We start from the raw sequence: 24,308 nt of genomic DNA, 5'->3' as shown, positions 1-24,308 counted from the left end.
ACCTAATCTTCACACTGCAAATATAAAGAATATTTTCTGTTAAAAACAAATAACACCATGATTTTGTGTCATTAAAACAGTCAAATATATTTCACAACGTCATTTTTAGACCTATTAAATTCATATTTTGACACATAAGCAATATCATAATAACACAAAACCAATCAAGCAATAGGTATTTTTCAGTTAATCTATTTTACAACAATAAAGATTATACAAGATTTTAATATCATTTTAACAAACTATTTGATCTTTGATAAAAAAAAGAAGATTTCCTTAAGAATCATAGCATTTCAACCTATTTCGCTTTCACTTGTAAATAAAATCGTTCTTCGTAAACTATGGTAAGTTATGTGTGAATTTTGATTTAAATAATTAATTGTTAAATAAAAAGTGTGTTTATGAGAAGGTTGACTTTTTTGTTATTATGCTTGTTTATAGGCATAGGAGTCGCAACGGCACAGACGATGAAGATAACAGGTAATGTTATATCATCGGAAGATCAGCAACCCGTGATCGGTGCGGCTGTCGTTGTGAAAGGCACTACGATTGGTACGGTTACGGACTTTGAGGGAAACTTTAGTTTAGATGTACCGAGAGACGCTAAGATGATCTTTATTTCTTATGTAGGATTGAAAACGAAGGAAGTCCCTGTGGCATCCGTGATCAACGTTGTTTTGGACTCGGATTCAAAAGCGTTGGATGAGGTGGTTGTAACCGCTATGGGTTTGACTCGTGAGAAGAAAGCCTTGGGTTATGCCCTGCAAGAGGTGAAATCTGATGAGTTGACAAAAGCTGGCCAACAGAGCTTGGCGACCTCACTTTCCGGTAAGATCGCCGGTGTGCAGATTACTTCTCAAGGTGGACAGGTTGGTGCGTCGCAGAATATCGTGGTTCGCGGTAATTCCTCTTTTGGTAATAACCAACCGTTGATCGTCGTGGACGGTGTGCCTATCGCTAATGATAATGCGAAAGGTGCCACTGTAAACTTGGGTTCCGGCTTGAATGATATTAATCCGGAGGATATAGAGTCTATCTCTGTGTTAAAGGGTGGATCTGCCGCTTTGTATGGTATGCGTGCCGGTAATGGCGTTATCTTGGTTACTACTAAATCCGGTAAGAAAGACAAGGGTGTATCTATCTCTTATGAGGGTGATATCACGATTGACCGGGTTTATAATTTGCCTAGATTGCAGAATAAGTACGGACAAGGCTATTACGCTTCCGAGTATGATTGGAAGGAAGCGCAAGCGGGGGGATATTCTGGCGATTATCAAGCTTTTGCCTTGGAGAATGGTTACAATTATGTAGATGGTATGGGGAGTGGTATCAACGATAACGCGGATGAGTCTTGGGGACCTCGCTTGGATATCGGATTGAATTTGCCGCAATACAATAGCCCGGTGATCGATGGCGTGCGTCAGGCTACTCCTTGGGTTTCCTGCCCGGACAATATCAAGAATTTCTTCCAAACGGGTTATTCTATGAATCATACGGTGGCTTTGTCTGCCTCTACGGATAAAACGTCTACACGCGCGTCTTTATCTTTCCGTGATCAAGGCGGTACGACCCCGAACACTGATCAGAAGCGCTATGCTATGGCGGTGAACACGAAAATGACGTTTAATAAGTATATTGATTTCGACTTGTCCGCGAATTATATTCGCACGAAAAGTGCGAACTTGCCGGGTACGGGATATAACAGTACGAATGCTTTGCAGTCTATCATGCAGTGGTTTGGTCGTCAAGTTGATTTGAAGGATTTGAAGAATAATTGGGATCAAGTGGATGAGTATGGAAAATATACGCATTATAACTGGATACAGTCTTTCCATGCGAATCCGTATTGGACATTGAATAAGAATACCAATAGTTATGATCGTAATCGTTTCTATGGCAAGACCTCTTTGTATATCAAACCGACCGATTGGTTAAAGTTTGAAGGTCGTATGGGCTTGGATCATTACGATTCTAATCAGTTCTCTCGTATTTTATGGAATATCGACTATCCGAATGGATATTTCCGTAGCTTCGACCGTTCGATGACTGAGTTTAACGCAGACTTTATCGCCTACGTGAACAAGAACTTCGGTGATTGGGCCTTGAATGGTTTGGCTGGAGCCAACTATCGTGATTATCAAACAGCTATCATGGGGACAGGTGCGGACGAATTGACCGCAGAGGGGTTGTTTACCGTAGCGAACGCTCATGGAACCCCGTACACCTTGAACGACCATGAGAAACGTCGTTCAAACTCTGTATACGCTAATGCCTCTATCGGCTACAAGAATATGGCTTATGCCGAGGTCAGTGTCCGTAATGACTGGGACTCTACGATCAAGGACGCTTTCTTCTATCCTTCTTTCAGTGGTAGCTGGATCTTGACCGAGACATTCCCCGGATTGCAAAATGGCGATTATTTGAATTTCTTGAAATTACGTGGTGGTTGGGCAAAGATCGGTTCCGCAACGGACCCGTATCGTTCGAACGCTTATTATTCATTGATCAGTTCTTCGTTCAATGGTACTACATTGTTCTATAATCCGACAATCCTTCCTCCTACAAATCTTCGTCCGGAGAGCGTAAAGACTTGGGAAGTTGGTGTTGAGGCTAATTTGTTCAACAATCGTTTGCATATTGATGCCGCATATTATAATAAGGTGACGAGCGATCAGATCATGAATGCGAACGTGGCTACCTCTACTGGTTATACCTCTATGTATATCAACGCTGGAAAGATCAGCAACAAGGGTGTCGAGTTGCAGGTATCCGGTGATATCATCAAGAATCCGAAGGGATTCAACTGGACGGCTACGTTGAACTGGGCGAAGGATAAGAGCCGAATCGATGAGCTTTATACAGATCCCGTTACCGGACAGTCCTTGGACGCTTACCAAATCGGTAGTAGCTGGAGCGTGAAGAACTATGCTATGGTCGGTAAGAGCTGGGGTACTTTGGTAGGTACAGGTTACGTATATAATGAGGATGGCTCGATCTTGGTAGAGGATGGTATTCCTGTCTACGAGGCTGGAAAAGAGATCGGTGATGTTACGCCGAAGTGGTTGGCTGGTTTCAGCAATGAGTTCTCTTATAAGGATTGGAGCTTCGGTTTCTTATTGGATTTCCGTTTGGGCGGTGACGTGTATTCTGTTACACAAGCATTCGGTTCTCAGACAGGTATCTTGAAACACACAGCAGAAGGCGATTTGCGTGAGAATGGCGTCGTACTTGGCCAGAATTATATGACGGACAAGGTCTTCAAGACCGCTGATGGTAAGATTAATGATGTCGCTGTCAACGCGGAGGACTTCTTCTATAATTATTATACGATTTGTGAGATGTCGGTATTCGATGGTTCTTACTTGAAATTGCGTGAGGCTCACCTGACGTATAATTTCCCGAAATCAATTCTAGAGAAGACTAAATGTATCAAGGCCGCTCATGTATCATTGGTTGGTACGAACTTGGCGTTGCTTTGGGTGCATAAGTCAAATATCGCTCATATTGATCCGGAGTCTACAAGTACCGGTGGCGATGACCCCGAGACTACGGCTACAAGCAGAGGATTTAACTCTGGTGTAGGTTTTGAGTCCAACTCTTATCCTCCTTCTCGTAGCTTTGGTCTTAAATTAGGTGTAACATTTTAATCAACATTAATCTGAGGAATTTAATATGAAAAGATATATCAAGAATTTCATGATGGCTATGATGGTCGGTGCTACTGTATTCGGTAGCTCGTGTACCGATTCGTTTGAGGAGGTCAATACAGACCCGGATAGCCCTACGGATGTGCCTACGACGAATCTTCTGGCGTATTCTTTATATTACACATCCTATCGTCTGTATGATCGGTGGTTCGCGATGGATGAGCCGATGACTTTCTGCGGATATGCTTCGAAGATGACTTATATCGACGAGTCCCGCTATAATTTCCGTACGGGTGTACAGGATACGAACTGGGAGTATTTGTATCGTATATTGAATAACCTAAAAGATATCGAGAAGCGTGCCACGTTTAATGAGACTCCTAATATGCTGAACGTATCGAAGGTTATGCAGGTTCATTTGATGCAGGTAGCCACGGATCGTTGGCGGGATGTCCCTTATACGGATGCCGCTAAGATGACAGATGGGGTCTTGCAGCCGAAATACGATAAGCAAGAGGATATTTATCCGGGCTTATTGGCTACGTTGAAGGAAGCTGCGGATGGCTTTGCCGATGGTGGTAGTGATGACTTAGGCGAGGGAGACTTGTTATTCGGTGGTGATATCGAGAAGTGGCAGAGATATTGTAATTCTATGCGTCTTCGTTTAGCGATGCGTATCTCAGAGGTTTCCCCGGCGTTGGCTAAGGAGACCGTAGAGGAAGTCATGGGTAATCCCACTAAGTATCCGATCATGGAAAGCAACGATGATAATGCTTTCTTCTGGTGGATCGGAACAGACCCCAACTATTACGAACCGATGGCAGACGGTTATCGTACACGTAAGACGGAGTATTGTGCCGCAGACGTGATCGTGGATCATATGAATACACGTGAGGACCCTCGTTGCTCATCTTATTTCCAACCCACAAAAGAAAGTGTGGAGGCCGGTGAGCCTAAGTATGTAGGTTATACGATCGGGGCGAAAGCGAATGCGGTAGCTTCTAAATATTCCATTTGGGGAGCACGTTTCTTCACGGACTTGGCTGGTTTTTCTCCTTATATGCGTGTCGCTGAGCCTTGGTTCTGTGTCGCTGAGGCATCTATGTTGGGATGGAATACCGGAATCTCCGCAGAGGACGCATACAATAAGGCTGTTACCTATTCCATGGAAGAGAATAGCGTATCTGCCGAAGATATAGCGGATTACCTTGCGAACGCGGGTAAGTTCACGAATGATAAGAAACAGATTTATTATGAGGAATGGGTTGCCATGTTCAAGCAAGGAATGGAAGGTTGGTCATTGTATCGCCGTACAGGCGTGCCAGACAACTTGTATCCGGCTCCGGGCCGTCCGGCAAACTATTCTAATCATAACGTACCCCCGTTCCGCTCTCCGTATCCTGATAAGGAACGTAATTTGAACAATGCGAATTGCGCTCCGTTTGATGCGGAAGTCGTGGATAATTTGTGGGGTAAACAAATGTGGTGGGATACACGTACAGGCGTTCATTAACTACTAGTTAACATAGACATACCAAGTGCCTGTATACTATAGAGGGGCTGCTCGTGATGAGTGGCCCCTTTTTTTGTCATTATGCTGTCATTTTTAAATAAACTATGTACCTTTGTCCGGCTTATTTAGAAAAAAGATGGAAAAAGAAGGAATGATGGTGGTCGATATTAAGAATATCGTTACTCGTTTGCCGGAATTGCGGTTTACGACACCCGTGAATTGGAGAATTGATGAAGGGCAGCAATGGGCTGTAATCGGTCCGAATGGTGCTGGTAAAACCTTGATAGCGGATATTATGCAGCGTAAATTCGCTTTTAAGGAAGGTGAGGTCGTGTTCTCCGGGGATGGTAAGGTGAGTGACTTTATCAAGAGCATAGCGTTTAAGGATATTTATTCGTTGGCGGATTGCCGGAATTCTTATTACCAACAGCGTTGGCATTCGACAGAGACGGAGGAGATGCCTATTGTCGAGGAATTGTTGAAGGAATATGCGGGCTCTGATAATTTAGCGAAGATATTGACTCTTTTCGGTATAGAGGATTTATTGCCTAAGCGGTTGATCTTCTTATCAAGTGGTGAATTACGAAAATTCTTGATTGTCAGGACGTTGCTTAGCCGTCCTCGTGTCTTGATCTTGGATAATCCTTTTATCGGCTTAGACGCTCCTTCCCGGGATTTATTGGTAGAGATGCTGGGGCAAATGACAAAATTGAATGGTGTTCAAGTTGTCTTGTTATTATCTAACCCCAATGACATACCGGCAATGATCACGCATGTATTGCCTATCCATGATTGTACTTGCTTGCCTCCGCTGACTCGAGAGGAGTTTATGTCGGATACGGAATTAATCGCCCGTCTTTTTCCAACGGAAGGCATTCATGCATGCGAGGAAGTTGGAAAGGTTCGTTTGCCTGTGGATATGAACAAGATAGCCTCTTTACATGAGGTGACTTTACGCATGGAACATGTGAAAATACGCTATGGTAGCCGTACGATCTTGAAAGATTTGGATTGGGAAATCAAGAATGGGGAGAAGTGGGCGTTATTCGGTCCGAATGGCGCTGGTAAATCTACCTTGCTGAGTTTGGTTTACGCGGATAATCCCCAGTCGTATGCGAATACGTTGTATTTGTTTGATAGAAAGAGAGGTTCCGGGGAAAGTATTTGGGATATCAAGAAGCGTATCGGATATGTATCGCCGGAGATGCACTTATATTATAAAGAGAATGTCCCTACCTTGAATATTGTCGGTTCCGGCTTTTTCGATTCGATCGGCTTGTTTCGTAAGTGTAATGCGGAGCAAGAAACGGTAGCCTTGGAGTGGATGAAAGTTTTTGGCATCGAACATTTGAAAGACCGTTTATTCTTGACCTTATCATCGGGAGAACAACGTTTGGCTTTATTAGCGAGAGCTTTCGTGAAAGATCCCGATTTAATTATATTAGATGAGCCTCTCCACGGTCTGGATGTGAGCAATAAGAAAAAGGCGGCTGCTATTATCGAGCAATTCTGCGATCGCCCGGGAAAAACCTTGATTTACGTAACCCATTACCCGCATGAATTACCTGCTTGCGTAGACAAGCGGTTCGAGCTAGTGAAGCATGCGTAAATTATCCTTATAAGGACTTGAAAAAAACATAGTTATGATTTTTCAAAAGATAAGTATGAATTGAAAAAATCATAACTATGAATTTATAAGGTCATTTAACGGCTACCACCCGCCCACCAGACCGGTTCGCTGTATACATATTGGCCATCGCCAACAGCTTCCTTGATATTGTTATTTGCTGTTGCGTCACCAGAGCCATAAATGAAGCGTAATGGGAATTTACCTTTATTTTTTAATGTGATAAAGTCTTCACCCGCCGCTTTTAATCTACGATAATCGTTATAAGCCTCGACAGCCTCACCTGATGCGCCAAAGAAAGCAAGATATTTCTGGATCATGGTTTCTTTCAGCGGGTTAGCCTCGAATAACGGTTTTACGTTCTTATCAAAATATTCAGCGGCAACCTCTTCTGTTAGATCGGCTTTTGCTGTAGCCCCTCCATAATTTAATAAATCCGGGCAATTGATCGTTGCTTGGATAGAACGATTCATGTTATTAAATGCTACTTGTATCGCCTCTTTTAGTATTGGTTCAGCCTCGTCTTTTTTATTCAATCGACAAAGAGCTTCTGCTTTCAGGAATAATAATTCATGATAACTTAGCATCATTGTCGGAGCTAAAGAAGAGCCATAAAATATGGAAGTGTCGTATGTGAATTGCACTTGTTCAGGCTTCCCGTTTGGTGCGGCGTTAACCTCTGAAGGATCTTCACGTTGTACCCAGTCCGGGTCCATAAAGGCACGTGTTCCCCTCGGATCGTTACGTTCTACAAACTTTTCCACTATACTTTGGCTAGCGGCTAGAGCATCACGAGTAAAGCAGAACCCAAATAGAGGATTGATATTGGTGACACCATCATAGAAATTAAATTTTAACTCTTCGCTTGAAGATTCAAACGATTTAGATATGCAATCTAGGACAGTGTTCAATGAAGCGGTCTTGTCCGATGCTCTATTTAAGAGATGCATTGTTAATCGGGCTTTTAAGGCGTAAGCCGCTTTTTTCCATTTACCTCCGTTGCCCCCATAAGCCAGATCATTTGTTCCTACCGCTCCCATGGCATCTGTACCATCGAAATTACTGATAGCGTCATCTATTAATTTAAAGATGTCACTGTAAATAGATTCTTGAGAGTCTATTTTAGGCTGCATGCTAATATTCATATCGCAAGCTTCTGTCCAAGGCACATCTCCAAATAAATCGGTAAGTACCGCTAGGTTATAGGCGGCGAAAAACTGTCCGATTCCTAGCGTGATTTGGTTACCTGCTTCTTCTCCTTCTCCGGAACACTTAGCTATTACTGTTTTAGCGTTCTTTAGGTTGGTATAGGTAGAAGACCATACATTGTTATAAGTATTTGTTGAAGATGGTTCTCCATTTCGAGTCTCGGCATTGAATAACTGATTATGAATACCTGCTTCTTGCTCAATATATACAGATGCATAAGTAGAGAAATCGCCTCCTACGGTGCTGAATGCGGTAGAAGTGATCAAGTCTGTTACAATAAATTTGGCTTGTACATCCTGTGCGTGATTTTTGTCTACATTAATATCGTCCATTACGCTATCTGTACAAGAAATCATAGGAACTGCCAGCAATGCCAGAGCCAATAATCCATGCGTTAACTTATATTTATTCATATGAGTAATCATTTTAGAATTTAACATTTAGACCAAAACCGTAACTAGAAGTTGTTGGTAATGAGAAACGTTCAAAAGAACCAGCCATATTCGTGTTTCCTTGAGTGGATTCCGGGTCTATGTTAGCAAGTTCGGACCAAACCAAGATATTTCTTGCGAAAACATTCAAGTTGACTTCTAACCATTTTTTCTGGAATACAGGATAACTAACAGCTAATTCTCTTAATTTAATAAACGAGCTATTATATACGGAAGATTCATTGATATTATTGATAGTCTCATAATAATGTTGCATCTCGTTCGCTCCGGATATAGGTGTCGTGTTTTTGGAACCATCTTCCTTAACTCCTTCAACAAGGAATGATCCTTCTCGATTTTCAGTGTTTTTACTTACACCATACATGTCAAGAAGACCATTTGTACCACAATAAATCTGTCCTCCTTGCTTCCAGTCGAATACAGCGCTAATGTTGAATTTCCACAAACGTAAATTTGTATTGAAACCAAGGATGAAATCAGGAGAGACTTTACCGATTACATCATCTTTACCAGCCATGGGAACTCCATCCTCGTCGACAATCAAGTTACCGTTATCGTCTCTTGCGTAAGAGACTCCGTATATTACCGGGAATTTATCACCAATACCCGCACGTACTTGAGGAGTCGTAAATCCGCCTAAGAAGATACTTTCTACTCCGGGAGCCAATTCATCTACATAATTATCGATCTTACTCCAGTTGATCCCGATATTCCAATCTACATTCTTCAAACGGATTGGATTGATATTCACCGTTAACTCATGAGCGTTCGTGTGAATCTTTCCTCCATTTGTCATAAAACTGCTTGATCCCGTGGAAGAAGCTAATGGTACTTCGAAAATTTGATCTTTTACATTTTGGCGAGAGTAAGTGTAATTAATCGATACCAAATTGTTGAAGAAACTAATATCCGCTCCTAGTTCATAAGAACGAGTATTTTGAGGTTTCAAATTAGGGTCATACACGATCCCATATTCCGTGAAAGCATTTTGGCTATCGATAGGATACATCAAAGGTGTCCCGCTATAAAATCCTCCACCAAAAGAAGGAGTCGTATAGTAGTTCTGATAGTATTTCCCGGCTTGTCCAACCTCAGCGTACGAAGCACGTATTTTTGCGTAATTTACGATTTCATTCTTTAAAGGTTCTAATTCTGTCAATATCCAGCCTACCGATACGGAGGGGTAGAAAAATGAGCGGTTACCTGCCGGCATTGTAGATACATAGTCATTACGGCCCGTAACATTTAAATATAACATATTCTTATACGAAGCAGAAAGACTGCCAAAGAAACCTACTGTACGTTGGCTGCTCTGTTTTTCTTCATTATCTTTAGTTACGGTGTTATTGATGTGATTCCATCCCGGGAAATTATATGTACCACCATATTGCCAGTAATATTTATTATTGTCTTGTACGATCTCATTACCTAGTAAGGCATCAAAGTCCCAAGCTTCGGAGATCTTCCATGCGTAAGTCGCGGTTAATAGAGAGTTGAACGTTGTTGTTGTCCATCCCGAGTTTTCTATCTGTCCTTTTCCGTTCGCATGTCCATATCCCCAAATGTCTTGATAATGGGTAGTATAAGCATCTACCCCCATTTGATATTTTACATCTAACTTATGATTTTCGGTATTGAATTTTGTACCGAAGTTTACATATGCGTTACCAAAGAAACGATTGGTCTTTTCTGTAAATTCGTTGTTGTTGACAGACCAATAAGCAGCGTCGAATCCCCCTGTACCACGATACGTGTTTTGTTGGTATAAATTATTGGCATAATGGGATGGTATACCTGCTAAATCATAATGAGCGGGTGCGGGATATACGGTCGCCACGATACCGTCATTAGCTCCGGTCGATTTTTGGATTTTTGAATTCACGAAGTTTCCGGAAAAACCGGTAGTCCAATGCTCTTCCAATCGGGATTCCGCTGTTAATTTTACATTGTAACGATCCATACCTGTAGTTGGGACTATACCATCTTGGGTAGTACTACCCAAAGAAAAGGAATAAGAGCCTCTATCCAATGCTTGTGCGACATTTAATGAATTGTTCCAAGTCGTACCTAAATCAAAGAACTCTCCTATATTATCATAAATTTGTGGAGTAGTCCATGGATCCATTCCTGCATTGGCACGTTGAGGAACGTAATACATACCTTCATGTTTGCCCGATTGCTTGGTGTATGTATTATCTGTATTTCCTCCGTAGGTAGGATCATTGGGTAATTCTGAGATTTTAGGTCCCCAGCTAGTTGAAGCGTTAGGATTGAATTTACCGTTACTACCTTGAGCGTATATGTTCTGAAGATGAGGTTTTCTGGAAATCTTGTCAAAACTCAAGTTAGAAGAAAACGATACTTGTGGTTTCCCTTTTTTTGCCCCTTTACCACTTTTTGTTGTAATAACGATTACACCATTAGAGGCACGGATACCATACAAGGCGGAAGCTGCTTGTCCTTTCAGGATGTTAATGCTCTCGATATCGTTAGGATCGATATCGACTGCTCGGTTCGCATAATCTGCTCCGCTAACGCTATCGTAAGTACTCATGTCTGCGGCAGAAGAAATAGGCATGCCATCTACAACATATAGAGGAGAGTTATCCCCCGTAAATGAACGGGCTCCACGAATCGTTATCTGAGAAGAAGCGCCGGGCATACCGCTAGATGGCTTAATCTCTAATCCGGAGACTTTTCCTTGTAAGGCTCCCGATAGGCTGGAGTTTGCCGCTTGCGTTAATTCATCAGATTTTACATCTTGTACCGCATAACCTAAAGCTTTTTTCTCTTTGGAGATACCCATGGCCGTAATAACGACTTCACTTAGGTTCTGTGCCCCTGATTGTAGCTCCACTTTCATTACAGGCTCGATAGGAACTTCTTTCGCCACCATTCCCACATAAGAGAATACCAGAGTCTTCGCGGAACCTATGAATAATAGGTTATTTTTTATTATTACTTAGTTTTCGCGGAACCTCGTTATAGTCTGAAAATCATGATGTACGCAGGAATCGTTCGCTGTTATTTTATGTATATTTTTATCTCTCAAAGTGTTAAATATGTAATTCTTTATACTTGATGTAAGCCGTAATCTCTTGTGTATATATTATAATATTTAAATTAGGGGCTAAAAAAGTCTCCAAATTTTCTACCCCGTTTATCTTTTCTTATTATTTTATTGAAATTTTTTAATTATTTATTTGTTATAATAAATTTATTGTTACATTTGCATTTGTCCGAACCTTAATTTCCATGTTGCTATAAATCTATTGCGAATTAATTATATGTAAGTTAAACAAAAAAAGAGTGTGTCTATGAAGAAGTTGACTTATCTTTTACTTTGCCTAGTTTTAGGCATTGGATTGGCCACAGCTCAGACGAGGAAAGTGACAGGTACTGTTATTTCCGCCGAAGACAGTGAACCGATTATTGGTGCGTCTGTAATAGTCAAGGGTACTACTACAGGAACAGTAACGGATTTTGATGGTGCGTTCAGTTTGGATGTACCAAGTTCCGCGAAGACTCTGGTAATTTCTTATGTGGGTATGATTGCTCGTGAGGTTCCGGTACAAGATGTGTTGAGGGTAGTCCTTCAGTCTGGTACCCAGAATCTTGAGGAGGTTGTCGTAACTGCGATTGGTATGAAAAAGCAGGAAAAGGCGTTGGGCTATGCAGCCTCTACTGTGAAGAGTGAAGATTTGAATGCCGCTAAGTCTGGATCAGTGATGTCAGGCTTGACTGGTAAGGTTGCGGGTTTGAATATTACTAGCGGTGGTGCTACAGGCTCTTCTCAGAAAGTAATCGTGCGTGGTATCAGTTCTTTCAGTGCTAATCAACCTTTGTATGTGGTGGATGGTGTGCCTATTATGAATGATTTCCAAGGTGAGGATTCTTTCTCTAACTCCGTGGATTTTGGTAACCAAGCTAATGACATTAACCCAGAGGATGTTGAGTCTGTAACAGTCTTGAAGGGTGCTTCCGCTACTGCCCTTTATGGTAGCCGGGCTGCTAATGGTGTTATCATGGTGACAACAAAACGGGCTGGGGCTGAGAAGCTTTCTGTTACGTACGATGGTTCATTTATGGGATCTAGCGTATTGCGTGTTCCTCAAACACAAGATCGTTTCGGACAAGGATGGGGATCTTTCGGACCTATGGAGAATGGTTCTTGGGGACCGGTTTTGGATGGTCGTGATCATATCTGGGGACCTTACTCAGACGGCTCAGAAGGTTTATTAACTCCGCTTTCTAAGCCTTTCTCGTATGTAAAGAACAATCTTCGTGATTTTTATGAAACTGGTTTTGAGACGAATAATAACGTCTCGATTCGTATGGGTAATGATAAACTTGGTTTTGTTGCCTCCTATGGTAATGTGAAGTCTGACGGTGTATTACCGGGTGACGCTGATTCATATGCTCGTAATACAATCTCGTTAAGAGGTAATATGAAATATAAACGTTTTTCTGCGGAATTAAACTTGAACTATGTCCGTAAAGATATCACACAAGCTGCTGCTGGCCAAGGAGATGATGGTGCAACGATGTTTTCTGAAATTTTGCAACATGCCGTGGATGTAGATATTAGCTCAATGAAAGATTATACGAATCCTTATTTTAATACGGATAACTTCTATACAGCTTATGCGGAGAATCCATATTGGGTGTTAGATCATAATCGTAATAAATATCAAGACGACCGTGTCTATGGTAAGATCGAGCTTGCTTTTGAGATTATGAAAGGTTTGAAGGCGGTTGGACGTTTAGGTGGTGACTTTACGAACGCTACTCAAAAGAGATGGAATGAAAAAGTGACTTTCGCTTCAGGGTCTTGGAGTGAATTAGGTGGTAAGAAGCAGCAGCCCGGTACTTATACGGAACGTCGTGACAAGGTGGAGCAAATTGATGCGACCGCTTTCTTAAACGCGGATTATAAAATCGGTGAGGATATCGCTTTGAATGGTATGATTGGATGGAACTTGAATCAACAAACGAGTTCTTATTTGAAATCTTATCTGTATGGTTTGGAGCAACCGGGATGGTTTAACCTAGCGAATGGTGTTGATAAGCCCATGACTACGACTTACTCTGATAGACGCCGTTTGGTTGGTTTGTTCGCTCAAGGTGAGTTTGGTTACAAGAATTTCTGGTTTGTGAATGCTTCTATTCGTAACGACTGGTCATCTACTTTACCTCAAGGAAATAATAGCTTTTTCTATGGTGGCGTGAATACTTCATTGATCATCACGGATATGTTTGAGGATTTGAAATCTGATTATCTGAATTTCTTGAAGGTTCGTGCAGCTTGGGGACAGACTGGTAACGATGCCCCGATTTACCGTACTAGCAGTTATTTTACACCGACTCAAATCAGTTTAGGTTTTGGAGATTTATATTTACCTATTAATAATACATTAGGCTTGACAGAGTATAATCGTTTGCCGAGTATGGATCTTCGTCCGGAGATCACGACAGAATGGGAGTTCGGTTTAACAACGCATCTGTTTAACAATCGCTTGGATATTGATGCTGCTTATTATAATAAGAGTACGAAAGATCAGATAATATCTGCTAGTCTGGCTCCGGAGTCTCGCTATACGTCTATGACCCGCAACGTAGGTAAGATTGCGAATCAAGGTGTCGAGTTGGCAGTGAATGGCATTCCTGTTCGTACGAAAGATTTCGAGTGGGGATTAGGTTTTACTTTCAGTAAGAACTGGAGTGAGGTGAAAGAGTTATGGGATGATGTAACTGAGTATAAATTGACAAGTTCCTATCAAGTGGATTTCGTTGCGGAAGTAGGTCAGCCTTTGGGCGTTTTCAAGGTTCCGGCTTTGGCCACGACCGATGATGGTAAGGTGATCGTTGATAATAACGGTATGCCGACAATTGATGCTAGCAAGAAAGAGATCGTAGGAACGTCTACTCCTAATTTCTTGATGGGCTTTAATACGCATTTCACATGGAAAGGGATTACTTTATCAGCGGTATTAGATTGGCGTAATGGCGGTGAGTTCTATTCATATACCTCTCAATTGCTTACATTTGCCGGAAACTCTACTTATACGGTGTTTAATAATCGTGAACCATTTGTGGTTCCTAATTCCGTGAAAGTCGTAAATGGTCAATACGTAGAGAATGATATACCTATCGTACATTGGGGAGGTGCTTCTAGCGCTGTTAATACCTACTATAATAACGCCTCCAACTACGCTCAGTATAGAAATTGGATTTTACCTAAAGATTACTTGAAATTAAGAGAGATTACACTTTCTTACTCTTTGCCGAAAGCATGGTTGAAACAAACCCCATTCTCTATGGTTCAAGTTAGTTTGATCGGACGTAATTTATTTATGTGGACCCCGAAAAAGAACAACTACGTAGATCCGGAAGGTACGAATTATGGTAATGACATCTTGTCTGAAATTGGTGAATTTGGTGCGGCTCCGACAAACCGTACGTTTGGTGGTGGTATTAAAGTCGTATTATAATAAGTAACTTTAAAAAGTAAAGATAGTATGAAAAGAAACAATTTAATATATACAGGACTGGTTAGCTGCTTGTTGATGGCGACTACAGCTTGTTCCGATTATTTGGATATTAACCAGAATCCGGAATATCCAACGGAAGCCTCTTCTTCTACTTTGCTTCCTTCTGGTATCGCAGGAGTAGCAAGTATTGTAGGTGGTACTTACGAATTATATGGTAGCATGTGGTCTCAGCAATGTACGCAGGGACATACATCCAACCAGTATAATACATTGGTTAACTATACGATAACTAACGCATCCGATTCTCGTTTGTGGTCTATACCTTATTCAATAGCACTGCCAGACTTGGATTTGGTTATCAAAAGCTCTGAATCGGCTCAAGAATGGAATTATTGGGTAATGGGTAAGACTATGACTGCCTTTATGTATCATATCCTAGTGGACTCTTATGGCTCTATTCCTTTTACAGAAGCTATTCTTGGGAATGAGAATACTACACCGAAATATGATGACAGTAAGACTGTGGTTTATCCGGGATTATTAGCGATGTTGGACGAGATTATCGCTAAAAAAGCGGAAGCTACCGCAGGTGGTTTGCCTTCGGTTACAAAACAAGACTTGGTGTTCGCTGGTGACGTGAATAAGTGGATTCAATTTGCGAAGAGTTTAAAGCTAAAATTGTTGATGCGTGATTTCGATACGAATAAAGCTGCTATCAAGGCATTGCTTGACGAAGGAGATTTGCTGAGTGTAGACGCTAAGATGGACTGTTTTCAAGATTTGGAAAATAAATCAAATCCATTGTATGAGAATGACCGTCGTAAATTGAATTCAACTGTAAATATTCGTGCGTGCGCTACGGTTTGCGATTATTTGAAAAAATATGAGGATCCTCGTTTAAATGATTTTTATTCACCTAATACGGATGGCTCCGGCGAGACAACAGCTTTGAAGTATGGTGACCGCCCAAACTCGGTAGCGGTAACAACTCGTATGATCTCTGTGGCTAAGCTAGGTCCTACGGATCCTGTTTATTTTATGTCTGCTGCTGAGGTAGCGTTCCTGCAAGCGGAAGCTTACGCTCGTTTGAATGATGTGGCTAAAGCGAAAGTGGCTTATGAGCAAGGTGTGAATTATGCGTTTGAACGTTGGGGGTATTCTGCTGCCGAGTTTATTTCGGAAGGTGCACCTTATGCTTTCAATAGTGCAGACCAAAATTCAATGCTTACCTCTATTTTGACCCAGAAGTGGATCGCTTCCACTCGCTGTCAAGCATGGGACGCATGGTTTGATATCAATCGTACCGGTATTCCTGTTTTAGGGACAAAGCATGTGGATGAGGAAGGATATATTTGGGGGCAGTTGACTCCTTGCATTGGTTCTGCGTTGGCTCCGGGTGAATATCCTCGTCGTTTATTGTATCCGAAGTCATCTTCAGACTATAACCCTAATACTCCGGCGGTAGTTCCGTTAGCGGAAAAACAATGGTGGCATAAATAAACGGGAGTTATAAATGTATATTAATCAGAAAAGCTTTTTGAATATGAAACAGATAAATAAATTACTGGTTATCTTATTAGCGTTGGTCACCTTTTCTTCTTGTGAGACTTATGGTGATTACGAGATAGAATACACGGCTATTTACCCTTTATGTGGCGAATGGGTAGTTAATGTTACAGGTGAGGATGGTGGTGTCTTGGCGGAAGGTGTGACCTGCAATACTTACAATACGACTGATGATGCCACGGATAAGATGTGGATAAAAATGAGTGTTGCCACAAACGACTGGGGAGTACGTGGCAAGATTCATTGCGATGTAGCTTCTAAATCTTTTGATGGGGATGGTATCGCTAATCTGCTCCATGCGGATGATGGTATAAATTCTACTGTAACCTTCAATATCTCTGGTAAAGTAATTGTGGATGGTTATACTACTCAAGCCAATACAAAAGTGGATGCCATTGAATTTACCTTGACTCAAAATGGAAAGTCGATGACGGTTAAAGGATTCCGTAAAACAGGTTGGGAAGGTGAGGATTATTGATATGATTTAATATCTTGAAAAGTAGGAGAGGCCTGCCATGTATTTGGCAGGCCTTTTTTATTTACTTTGATATATGGTTTTTTATTAGTTGGTAATCCGTGATAACAAACTTTTAGTTTGTAGATTGTGCTACAAAGAACTTATTATTGTTCCTTCGTGTTTACAATCAGATAATATATAAATGTATCATGGAAAAAGTAATTTACAACTTAGTGTTTAATCGAAAAAAGCAATTGAATGCGGAAGGAAAAGCTTTGATTCAAGTAGAGGCCTATTTGAATAGGCAAAAGAGGTATTTTTCAACGAAGGTTTATGTGAAACCTTGTCAATGGGACAACAAGAGACGTTCCATAAAGAATCATCCGAATATGGATGCGTTAAACCTGTATCTTCAGAACTATGTTATGGAGTTGGAGAGAGATGAGCTGGAGAAGAGACAAGCGAATAACGGTTTTTCGTTGAAGGATCTGCGTGAGGAGGCTTCTTCGACATCTACGTCTTCCTCTTTTCTTGTTTTCATGCGTGAGGAGATTTTACATAGTAATTTGAAAGAATCGACATTAAAAAACCATTTGTCCACTTTGCATGTTCTATCCTTATATAAAAAGGACGTTCTGTTTAAGGATATTAATTTCAATTTCTTATGCGATTTTGAATATTTCTTATTGAAGCAGGAGTATCATCGAAATACGATCGCTAAACATATGAAGCATTTGAAACGATATATCAACTTGGCGATTAATAAGGAGTTGTTCGAGTTGCACAAATATCCATTTCGAAAATATAAGATTAAATATCAAGAGAGTAAGCGTACTCATTTAACGCCTGAGGAGTTAGGCCGTTTGGAAAACTTAAAGCTGGACGGGCAGCGTACATTGCGCCGGTGTCTGGATATGTTTTTATTTAGTTGCTACACGGGATTACGTTTCTCAGACATAGTAAGTATAACGAAAGAGAACTTTTTGATTATTGATGATAAGGTTTGGCTGGTTTATTCATCGGTGAAGACAGACGTGAGTGTCCGTTTGCCGCTATTCCTCTTGTTCGAGGGTAAATCTTTACCTATCTATGAGCGATATAAGAATGCGCCGAGAACCCTGTTTGGTGTTCCCTTATCCTCTAATTCAAACGTGAATAAGCAATTACGCCGAATCAGCCAATTGGCAAGTATTGATAAGAAGGTCTCTTTTCATACGGCTCGGCATACGAATGCTACCTTATTATTATATAATGGAGCAAATATAACTACGGTACAAAAGTTGTTAGGGCATAAAAGCGTTCGTACTACTGAGATCTATAGCAATATCATGGATATGACGATTGTCCGCGATCTTGAGAAGATTGAGACACGATTGAAGTTCGGCTAGAGTGTGGATTTATAAGAAAGGAGAAAAATATCATTAAGATATTCTTCCCCTTTTTTGAATGTTGTCACTCGTTATGCTTTTATATATTGATTAGCGAGTTCCGCCAGCCCACCATACGTTTTCGGTAAACACATACTGACCATCGCCATAAGCAGCTTGTATATTAGGATTAGTCGTAGTATCATCATTACCATACGGACATCTTAACGGGAACTTACCCGGATTTTGCAAGCCATAAATATCCTCACCCAAGCTCTTCAAACGACGTACGTCATTATAGCACTCGGTAGACTCTCCATCCGCGTTCCAGAAAGAAATATATTTCTGAATCATCGTCTCTTTCAAAGGATTAGCATCGAATAAGGGAGCGACATTCTCATCAAAGTAAGAAGCGGCCTCCTCCGGTGTCACCTCGTTTGTTACATTCAAGAAACCTCCCCAATAATCAGAAGCGAGGGCAGACTTGATATTAACCTCCATATTAGCCATACCTGCGACAACAGCCTCTTTCAACACTGCTTTTGCCTCATCCTTACGATTTAAACGACACAAAGCCTCTGCCTTTAAGAACAATACCTCATGATAACTTAAGATGTGAGTCGGAGCGGTTTGAGCTGCACAGAACATGGAAACAGTATATTCTAACTGACTTTGCACTAAATCACCATTATGAGCAAGATTCAATAATGGATCATCCTTAGAAGCAATCATCGTTTGGCTGTTAGCCTCCACATAGCAACGTCTGATACGCGGATCATTACGCTCATTCAATTTATCAAACATACTTCGGCTGGCTACTTCACCTAAACGAGAATAGAATACTCCGAAAAATGGGTTGATATTAACACCCACACCATACATAGCATAGCTACATTGCTCGGCTGCCGAGGTGTACGACTTGGAAATATAATCCAACACCTTTTCCATATCGCCCTTAACATCAGCGCTACGTCCCATCAAGCGCATCGTATAACGAGCCTTCAAGCCATAAGCTGTCTTTAGCCAAGCCGAAGCGTCACCTTTATAAATCAAATCTTGATTAGACAGGCTCGTCAGATCTGATTTCTGAAGATCTTCAATTGCGGCATCCACATAGGCCATGATATCCTTATAAATCTCCTCTTGTTTATCGATAGCGGGAGTCATAGATACTGTATAGTCACAAGCCTCTTTCCAAGGTGTATCACCATACATATCTGTCAAGATCGCCAAATTGTAAGCCACGAAAAGTTCCGCAATGCCTTTTGTTATGAAGTTCTGCTCTTCTTCTGCGACTTTGACAGAGATCAAAGCATCTTTCAGTGTCGAATAGGTTCCCCCCCATGAGTTATTAAAGGTAGAAGCCGATGTACAAGAAGAACGGGTTTCCGCATAGTAGAATTGATTATGCGAACCTGTCTCATGTTCCACATACATACCACCATATAAATTGAAATCGCCGCTAACCACGCTAAACGCAGTCGAAGTCATGACATCCGTAAGGATCATCTTTGCGGGAACTGCTGTGGTATGATTATGATCTTTGTTGATCTCATCCATCTTATCCTCAGAGCAAGAGACCAAGGCTGCGGTGAAAACAACTCCCGTCAATAATTTTTTTGAGATATTTTGAAGTTTCATCTTTTGTTTCCTTTATTAGAATTTCACATTTAAACCGAAGCCATAGCTCGAAGCACCCGGCATAGAAAAGCGCTCGAAGCCACCGCCCATATTATTATTACCTTGAGAAGCCTCAGGATCCAAACCTTTCAACTCAGACCAAAGAATGATATTTCTGGCAAAAACATTTAAGTTCACGTTGATTCCATTCTTATCCCATACCGGATAACTAACGGACAACTCACGTAGTTTCAAGAAACCACTGTCATAGATACCAGCTTCGGAAATAAGCGTCATGCGGTCATAATATGATAAAGCGTCTTCGCCTTTGATATCTATGTCATTAGCTACATAGGAACCATCTTCCAACTGCTTTACAGCCGGATGACTAAAACGGAAAGTCTCGGCCGTACGACTTTCAACAGACTCCATACTTGTACCATAATAGTTCAACGTGTTCAATGTACCGCTATACATCTGTCCACCACATTTCCAATCGAACGTAGCGCCGATACGGAATTTGTAAATCTCAAAATTAGTATTAAAACCCAAGAGGAAATCCGGGGAAACCTTACCGATCACACCCTCACTACCGATCTGAGGCAAGCCATCTTCGTCTACGACAATATCACCGTTGTCATTACGCAAGAAAGTCGTACCATAGATTACAGGGAATTTATCGCCAATATTCGCACGTACCTGCGGATCAACGAAACCTCCCAAGAAAATACTCTCTACACCCGGAGCCAGCTCATCTACGTAGTTATCGATCTTAGAGAAGTTAAATGCCATATCCCATTTAAAATTCTTCGTATTGATCGGATTGATTCCCAAAGTAATCTCATGAGCGTTCGTATGGATAGCGCCACCATTGGTTACTAATTCTGCAGAGCCTGTAGAACCAGCCAAAGGAACCTCAAATATCTGATCCTTCACATTCTGCCGAGAGAAGGTATAGTTCAATGAGAAAAGACCATTCAAGAAGGTCAAATCCACACCTAACTCATAAGACTTCGTGTTCTGAGGTTTCAAATTCGGATCATACACACGAGCATATGGAGTGAACGCCGTAATTCCACTCATAGGATATTGTATAGGCGTAGAACCATAAAAACCACCACCGTAAACAGGTGTAGTATAATAAGAATCATAATAATCTCCAGCCTGTCCTACTTCGGCGTAAGAAGCACGTAATTTACCATAAGTCAAGACATTATTCTTCAATGGTTCTAATTCTGTGAAAATCCAGCCCAAGGAAACAGATGGATAAGTGAATGAGCGGTTGTTACGAGGCATATTAGATACGATATCGTTACGAACAGTTGCGTTGAAGTAAACCATGTTAGCGTAAGACAATGAAATGCTAGCAAAGTTACCAACTGTGCGTTTCCTGCGTAATGACTCGGATGCTACCATAGTTGTAGCATTATCTATATGATTCCAACCCGGGAAGTTATAGTTCGCTCCATAAGACTCGTAAAATTTCCGCTGATTCTCTACCAATTCATTACCAACAAGGGCATCGAACAACCAATCTTCATTGATATTCCAAGTATATGCAGCGGTCAACAAAGAGTTCAACTCCGTGATTGAATATCCATAGTGATCAATCTCTCCATAACCATTTGCATGTCCATAACCCCAAGAATCCGTATAATTAGTCGTATAAGAGTCCACACCCAATTGATACTTGACATCCAATTTGTGATTATCGGTATTGAACTTCGTAGAATATTTCAAATAAGTATTTCCAAAGAAACGTTGTGAACGTTCCAAGAACTCGTTGTTATCTACCGCCCAATAAGCTCCGTCAAAACCTGATGTGCTACGGAATGTATTTTGTGTATACGGGTCACCCTCAACATGACTTGGGATACCGGCTAAATCGTAGCTAGAAGGAGCTCCGTAAACAGTAGCTAAGATTCCATTATTGGCACTAGACTGCTTGCTGATCTTCGAATTTACATAGGTACCGGTAAATCCAGTAGACCAGTTCTTGTGTAATTGAGCTTCGGCACTCATTTTTGCGTTGTATCGGTCCATGCCTGTATTTGGAATAATACCATCTTGCGTAGTATTACCGATCGAGAAGGAATAGTTACCTTTATCAAAAGCTTGAGCTACATTCACGGAGTTACTCCATGTCGTACCCACGTTGAAGAAATCCTTGATATTGTCGTAAGCTTGTGGTTGAGCCCAAGGGTCTAATCCCGCAGCGGCCCGCTGAGGTACATAATACATACCTTCATGCTTACCATATTGCTTGGTAAACTCATTATCCGTATTTCCTCCATAAGTCGGATCGTTAGGCAATTCGCTGATTAGTGGTCCCCAAGAAGTTGAAGCATACGGGCTATACTTGCCATTTGTACCCTGCGCATACACTTTTTGGTATTCAGGCATCGTTGAAACCTTATCAAAAGATAAGCTGGTATTAAAAGCGACCTGAGGTTTTCCTTTACGGGCTCCCTTTCCACTTTTGGTCGTAATGACAATTACTCCATTTGTTGCACGCATACCATACAAGGCAGATGCGGCCTGTCCCTTTAATATATTAATGCTTTCAATATCGTTTGGGTCGATATCCACCGCACGAGATGCAAAGTCCGTACCGGAAACAGAACTACCGGTGTCCACATCAGCCGTTGAAGCGACAGGCATACCGTCAATCACATACAAAGGAGTATTATCCCCTGTAAAAGATCTGGAACCACGAATTGTGATCTTAGAAGAGGCACCCGGCATACCGGAAGAAGGAGAGATCTCCACTCCAGAAACCTTACCTTGTAATGCGCCAGACAAACTAGTATTAGCTCCTTTCGTCAGCTCATCCGCTTTCACATCTTGAACCGCATAACCTAAAGCTTTCTTTTCCTTTGAGATACCCATAGCCGTAACCACGACCTCATCCAAGTTCTGGGTATCGGCTAATAGTTTTACATTTACATTAGAAGTGGCCGCAACTTCTTGAGATTTCATACCGATGTATGAAATAACCAATTGTTTACCATTCGCAGGTACTTCTAGTTCAAAGTTTCCATCAAAATCCGTGACTGTTCCCACGGTTGTCCCTTTTACGATAATAGAGGCACCGATCACCGGCTCTCCATCTTCCCCAATTACCTTACCGGTAACCTTCGAGGTCTGTGCTGAAACCACACCTGCACTCAATGCAAGAAATAGTATCACAGAAGTCAACTTTTTCTTCATAAACACACTTATTTATTAACTATATACTTAAAAATGTTTTCTCTGCATTTTAATGGTTGATTAACTAAGTTCATACAGAACTACTCCATTTTATGTTTTACGACATACCTATTAAATGAAAAACGGTTGCAAAACTATAAATTATACCTGAAAAAAACAACAAATTATTATTATTGTGATATATTTCCTTTGTTTTCTTAATTGTTAAATCTGTCAATTTGCAATATAACCACTGTCTAAATCGACTCAGGTGACATGATCGTATCACAAATCAATGAGTTATCGCTGCCGATAGTTTCTTTTTGACAAATAAAAAAATTATTTTTATCTTAATTTTATCGTAACAAATAGTGAGCTTACTCTTTATAGGCATGATATTGGACTTGATATCAACTTATTCTGGATATTTTATAGCATATAGCTTATCACTAAAAATATTTACAACTTTATTTTATGTAGATATTTGTGAAAAACGGCTGGCTTTTCTTATCCTCCCAATATGGCTGATAAACAATATCTCTCAAATCCAATATATTTATTACAGAATTTTAACAAATCTAAACTTATATGATAATTTTTTTTTCATATGACTACACTAAATAAAAAATTGAAAATTGGTAGTTCTGTATGAACTATAGTCCACGAAAGCTTAATTGAATTTCTAGTTTAGTTTAAATAAAAAGAATGTGTCTATGAAGAAAAAGTTGACTTCTGTGCTACTATTTCTTGCGATGAGCGTAGGAGTAGTTTCGGCACAGACCTCGAAGGTTACCGGTAAGGTAGTCGGAGAAGATGGTGAGCCGGTGATCGGTGCGTCCATTATCGTAAAAGGAACGACTGTGGGAACAGTTACGGATTTTGACGGTAATTTTACTTTGGATGTTCCTAGTGATGGTAAGCAATTAGTTATTTCATACATCGGTATGAAATCCAAGGAGGTAGTTGTGTCTCCCAATGTAAATGTAACATTGATGTCTGATACCCAAAACTTGGATGAGGTCGTGGTTACGGCTATGGGTATCTCAAAGGAAAAGAAAGCTTTAGGTTATGCCGTGCAAGATGTAAAATCGGATGAGTTAACACAAGGTGCTAACACTGGCTCACCCGATAAATCAGGGGGAAAATTCTTTAATTCTATAGAAAATTTGC

12 protein-coding genes are annotated in these 24,308 nt (G+C 41.0%); 8 read left to right on the top strand and 4 right to left on the bottom strand.

All coding sequences use genetic code 11. The features are described 5' to 3' along the window. Nucleotides 1-401: 401 nt before the first annotated feature. The 3 genes from DW033_RS11505 (at nucleotide 402) to DW033_RS11495 (ending at nucleotide 6,769) form a co-directional block, all read left to right on the top strand. Nucleotides 402-3,647, top strand: a complete 3,246-nt coding sequence (locus DW033_RS11505; protein WP_048927756.1) for a SusC/RagA family TonB-linked outer membrane protein — start codon at nucleotides 402-404, stop codon at nucleotides 3,645-3,647. 25 nt (nucleotides 3,648-3,672) lie between these two features. Beyond that, nucleotides 3,673-5,160: a SusD/RagB family nutrient-binding outer membrane lipoprotein gene (locus DW033_RS11500; protein WP_008771696.1), complete on the top strand. Its 1,488-nt coding sequence runs from the start codon at nucleotides 3,673-3,675 to the stop codon at nucleotides 5,158-5,160. A gap of 136 nt (nucleotides 5,161-5,296) precedes the next feature. After that, nucleotides 5,297-6,769, top strand: coding sequence for an ATP-binding cassette domain-containing protein (locus tag DW033_RS11495; protein WP_048927757.1), 1,473 nt, complete (start codon nucleotides 5,297-5,299; stop codon nucleotides 6,767-6,769). Between the two features lie 95 nt (nucleotides 6,770-6,864). On the opposite strand, the gene DW033_RS11490 is transcribed toward DW033_RS11495, so the two are convergent. After that, the gene (locus tag DW033_RS11490; protein WP_005865336.1) at nucleotides 6,865-8,409 is read right to left on the bottom strand and encodes a SusD/RagB family nutrient-binding outer membrane lipoprotein; all 1,545 of its coding nucleotides are present in this window, start codon (nucleotides 8,407-8,409) and stop codon (nucleotides 6,865-6,867) included. A 13-nt stretch (nucleotides 8,410-8,422) separates the two neighbouring features. Next, nucleotides 8,423-11,365: a SusC/RagA family TonB-linked outer membrane protein gene (locus DW033_RS11485; RefSeq protein WP_083434122.1), complete on the bottom strand. Its 2,943-nt coding sequence runs from the start codon at nucleotides 11,363-11,365 to the stop codon at nucleotides 8,423-8,425. A 400-nt stretch (nucleotides 11,366-11,765) separates the two neighbouring features. Here DW033_RS11485 and DW033_RS11480 point away from each other — a divergent pair, with 400 nt between their 5' ends. From DW033_RS11480 to DW033_RS11465, 4 genes are all read left to right on the top strand, one after another. Further along, the gene (locus DW033_RS11480; RefSeq protein ID WP_008778503.1) at nucleotides 11,766-14,939 is read left to right on the top strand and encodes a SusC/RagA family TonB-linked outer membrane protein; all 3,174 of its coding nucleotides are present in this window, start codon (nucleotides 11,766-11,768) and stop codon (nucleotides 14,937-14,939) included. Nucleotides 14,940-14,966: 27 nt separating this feature from the next. Continuing rightward, on the top strand, nucleotides 14,967-16,439 hold the full coding sequence (locus DW033_RS11475; RefSeq protein WP_048928378.1) for a SusD/RagB family nutrient-binding outer membrane lipoprotein: 1,473 nt from the start codon (nucleotides 14,967-14,969) through the stop codon (nucleotides 16,437-16,439). A gap of 43 nt (nucleotides 16,440-16,482) precedes the next feature. Further along, nucleotides 16,483-16,983, top strand: coding sequence for a lipid-binding protein (locus DW033_RS11470; protein ID WP_008771702.1), 501 nt, complete (start codon nucleotides 16,483-16,485; stop codon nucleotides 16,981-16,983). A 188-nt stretch (nucleotides 16,984-17,171) separates the two neighbouring features. Next, nucleotides 17,172-18,350 carry a site-specific integrase gene (locus DW033_RS11465; protein WP_005855634.1) on the top strand — a complete coding sequence of 393 codons (1,179 nt, stop codon included), beginning with the start codon at nucleotides 17,172-17,174 and terminating at the stop codon, nucleotides 18,348-18,350. A 90-nt stretch (nucleotides 18,351-18,440) separates the two neighbouring features. Here the strand turns inward: DW033_RS11465 and DW033_RS11460 are convergent, their stop codons facing one another. Together DW033_RS11460 and DW033_RS11455 are read right to left on the bottom strand one after the other, a co-directional pair. Further along, entirely contained in the window at nucleotides 18,441-19,970 is a 1,530-nt protein-coding gene (locus DW033_RS11460; protein WP_005865349.1) for a SusD/RagB family nutrient-binding outer membrane lipoprotein, read from the bottom strand. A 15-nt stretch (nucleotides 19,971-19,985) separates the two neighbouring features. Then, complete coding sequence (locus DW033_RS11455; RefSeq protein WP_122382766.1) at nucleotides 19,986-23,159, bottom strand: SusC/RagA family TonB-linked outer membrane protein; 3,174 nt, start codon at nucleotides 23,157-23,159, stop codon at nucleotides 19,986-19,988. Nucleotides 23,160-23,851: 692 nt separating this feature from the next. Here DW033_RS11455 and DW033_RS11445 point away from each other — a divergent pair. Further along, on the top strand, nucleotides 23,852-24,308 hold a 457-nt coding region (locus tag DW033_RS11445), incomplete at its 3' end, for a carboxypeptidase-like regulatory domain-containing protein (protein WP_199712371.1).

The organism is Parabacteroides sp. AF39-10AC, from assembly GCF_003635405.1.
GTDB lineage: Bacteria > Bacteroidota > Bacteroidia > Bacteroidales > Tannerellaceae > Parabacteroides > Parabacteroides distasonis.
Note: the sequence above shows the minus strand (reverse complement) of the source record. Positions and strands in the feature narration are given on the sequence as shown.

Excerpts from the sequence above, each read along its gene's own strand:
- DW033_RS11505 (WP_048927756.1), top strand. The coding sequence starts at position 402 with ATGAGAAGGTTGACTTTTTTGTTATTATGCTTGTTTATAGGCATAGGA.
- DW033_RS11500 (WP_008771696.1), top strand. The coding sequence starts at position 3,673 with ATGAAAAGATATATCAAGAATTTCATGATGGCTATGATGGTCGGTGCT.
- DW033_RS11495 (WP_048927757.1), top strand. The coding sequence starts at position 5,297 with ATGGAAAAAGAAGGAATGATGGTGGTCGATATTAAGAATATCGTTACT.
- DW033_RS11490 (WP_005865336.1), bottom strand. The coding sequence starts at position 8,409 with ATGAATAAATATAAGTTAACGCATGGATTATTGGCTCTGGCATTGCTG.
- DW033_RS11480 (WP_008778503.1), top strand. The coding sequence starts at position 11,766 with ATGAAGAAGTTGACTTATCTTTTACTTTGCCTAGTTTTAGGCATTGGA.
- DW033_RS11475 (WP_048928378.1), top strand. The coding sequence starts at position 14,967 with ATGAAAAGAAACAATTTAATATATACAGGACTGGTTAGCTGCTTGTTG.
- DW033_RS11470 (WP_008771702.1), top strand. The coding sequence starts at position 16,483 with ATGAAACAGATAAATAAATTACTGGTTATCTTATTAGCGTTGGTCACC.
- DW033_RS11465 (WP_005855634.1), top strand. The coding sequence starts at position 17,172 with ATGGAAAAAGTAATTTACAACTTAGTGTTTAATCGAAAAAAGCAATTG.
- DW033_RS11460 (WP_005865349.1), bottom strand. The coding sequence starts at position 19,970 with ATGAAACTTCAAAATATCTCAAAAAAATTATTGACGGGAGTTGTTTTC.
- DW033_RS11455 (WP_122382766.1), bottom strand. The coding sequence starts at position 23,159 with ATGAAGAAAAAGTTGACTTCTGTGATACTATTTCTTGCATTGAGTGCA.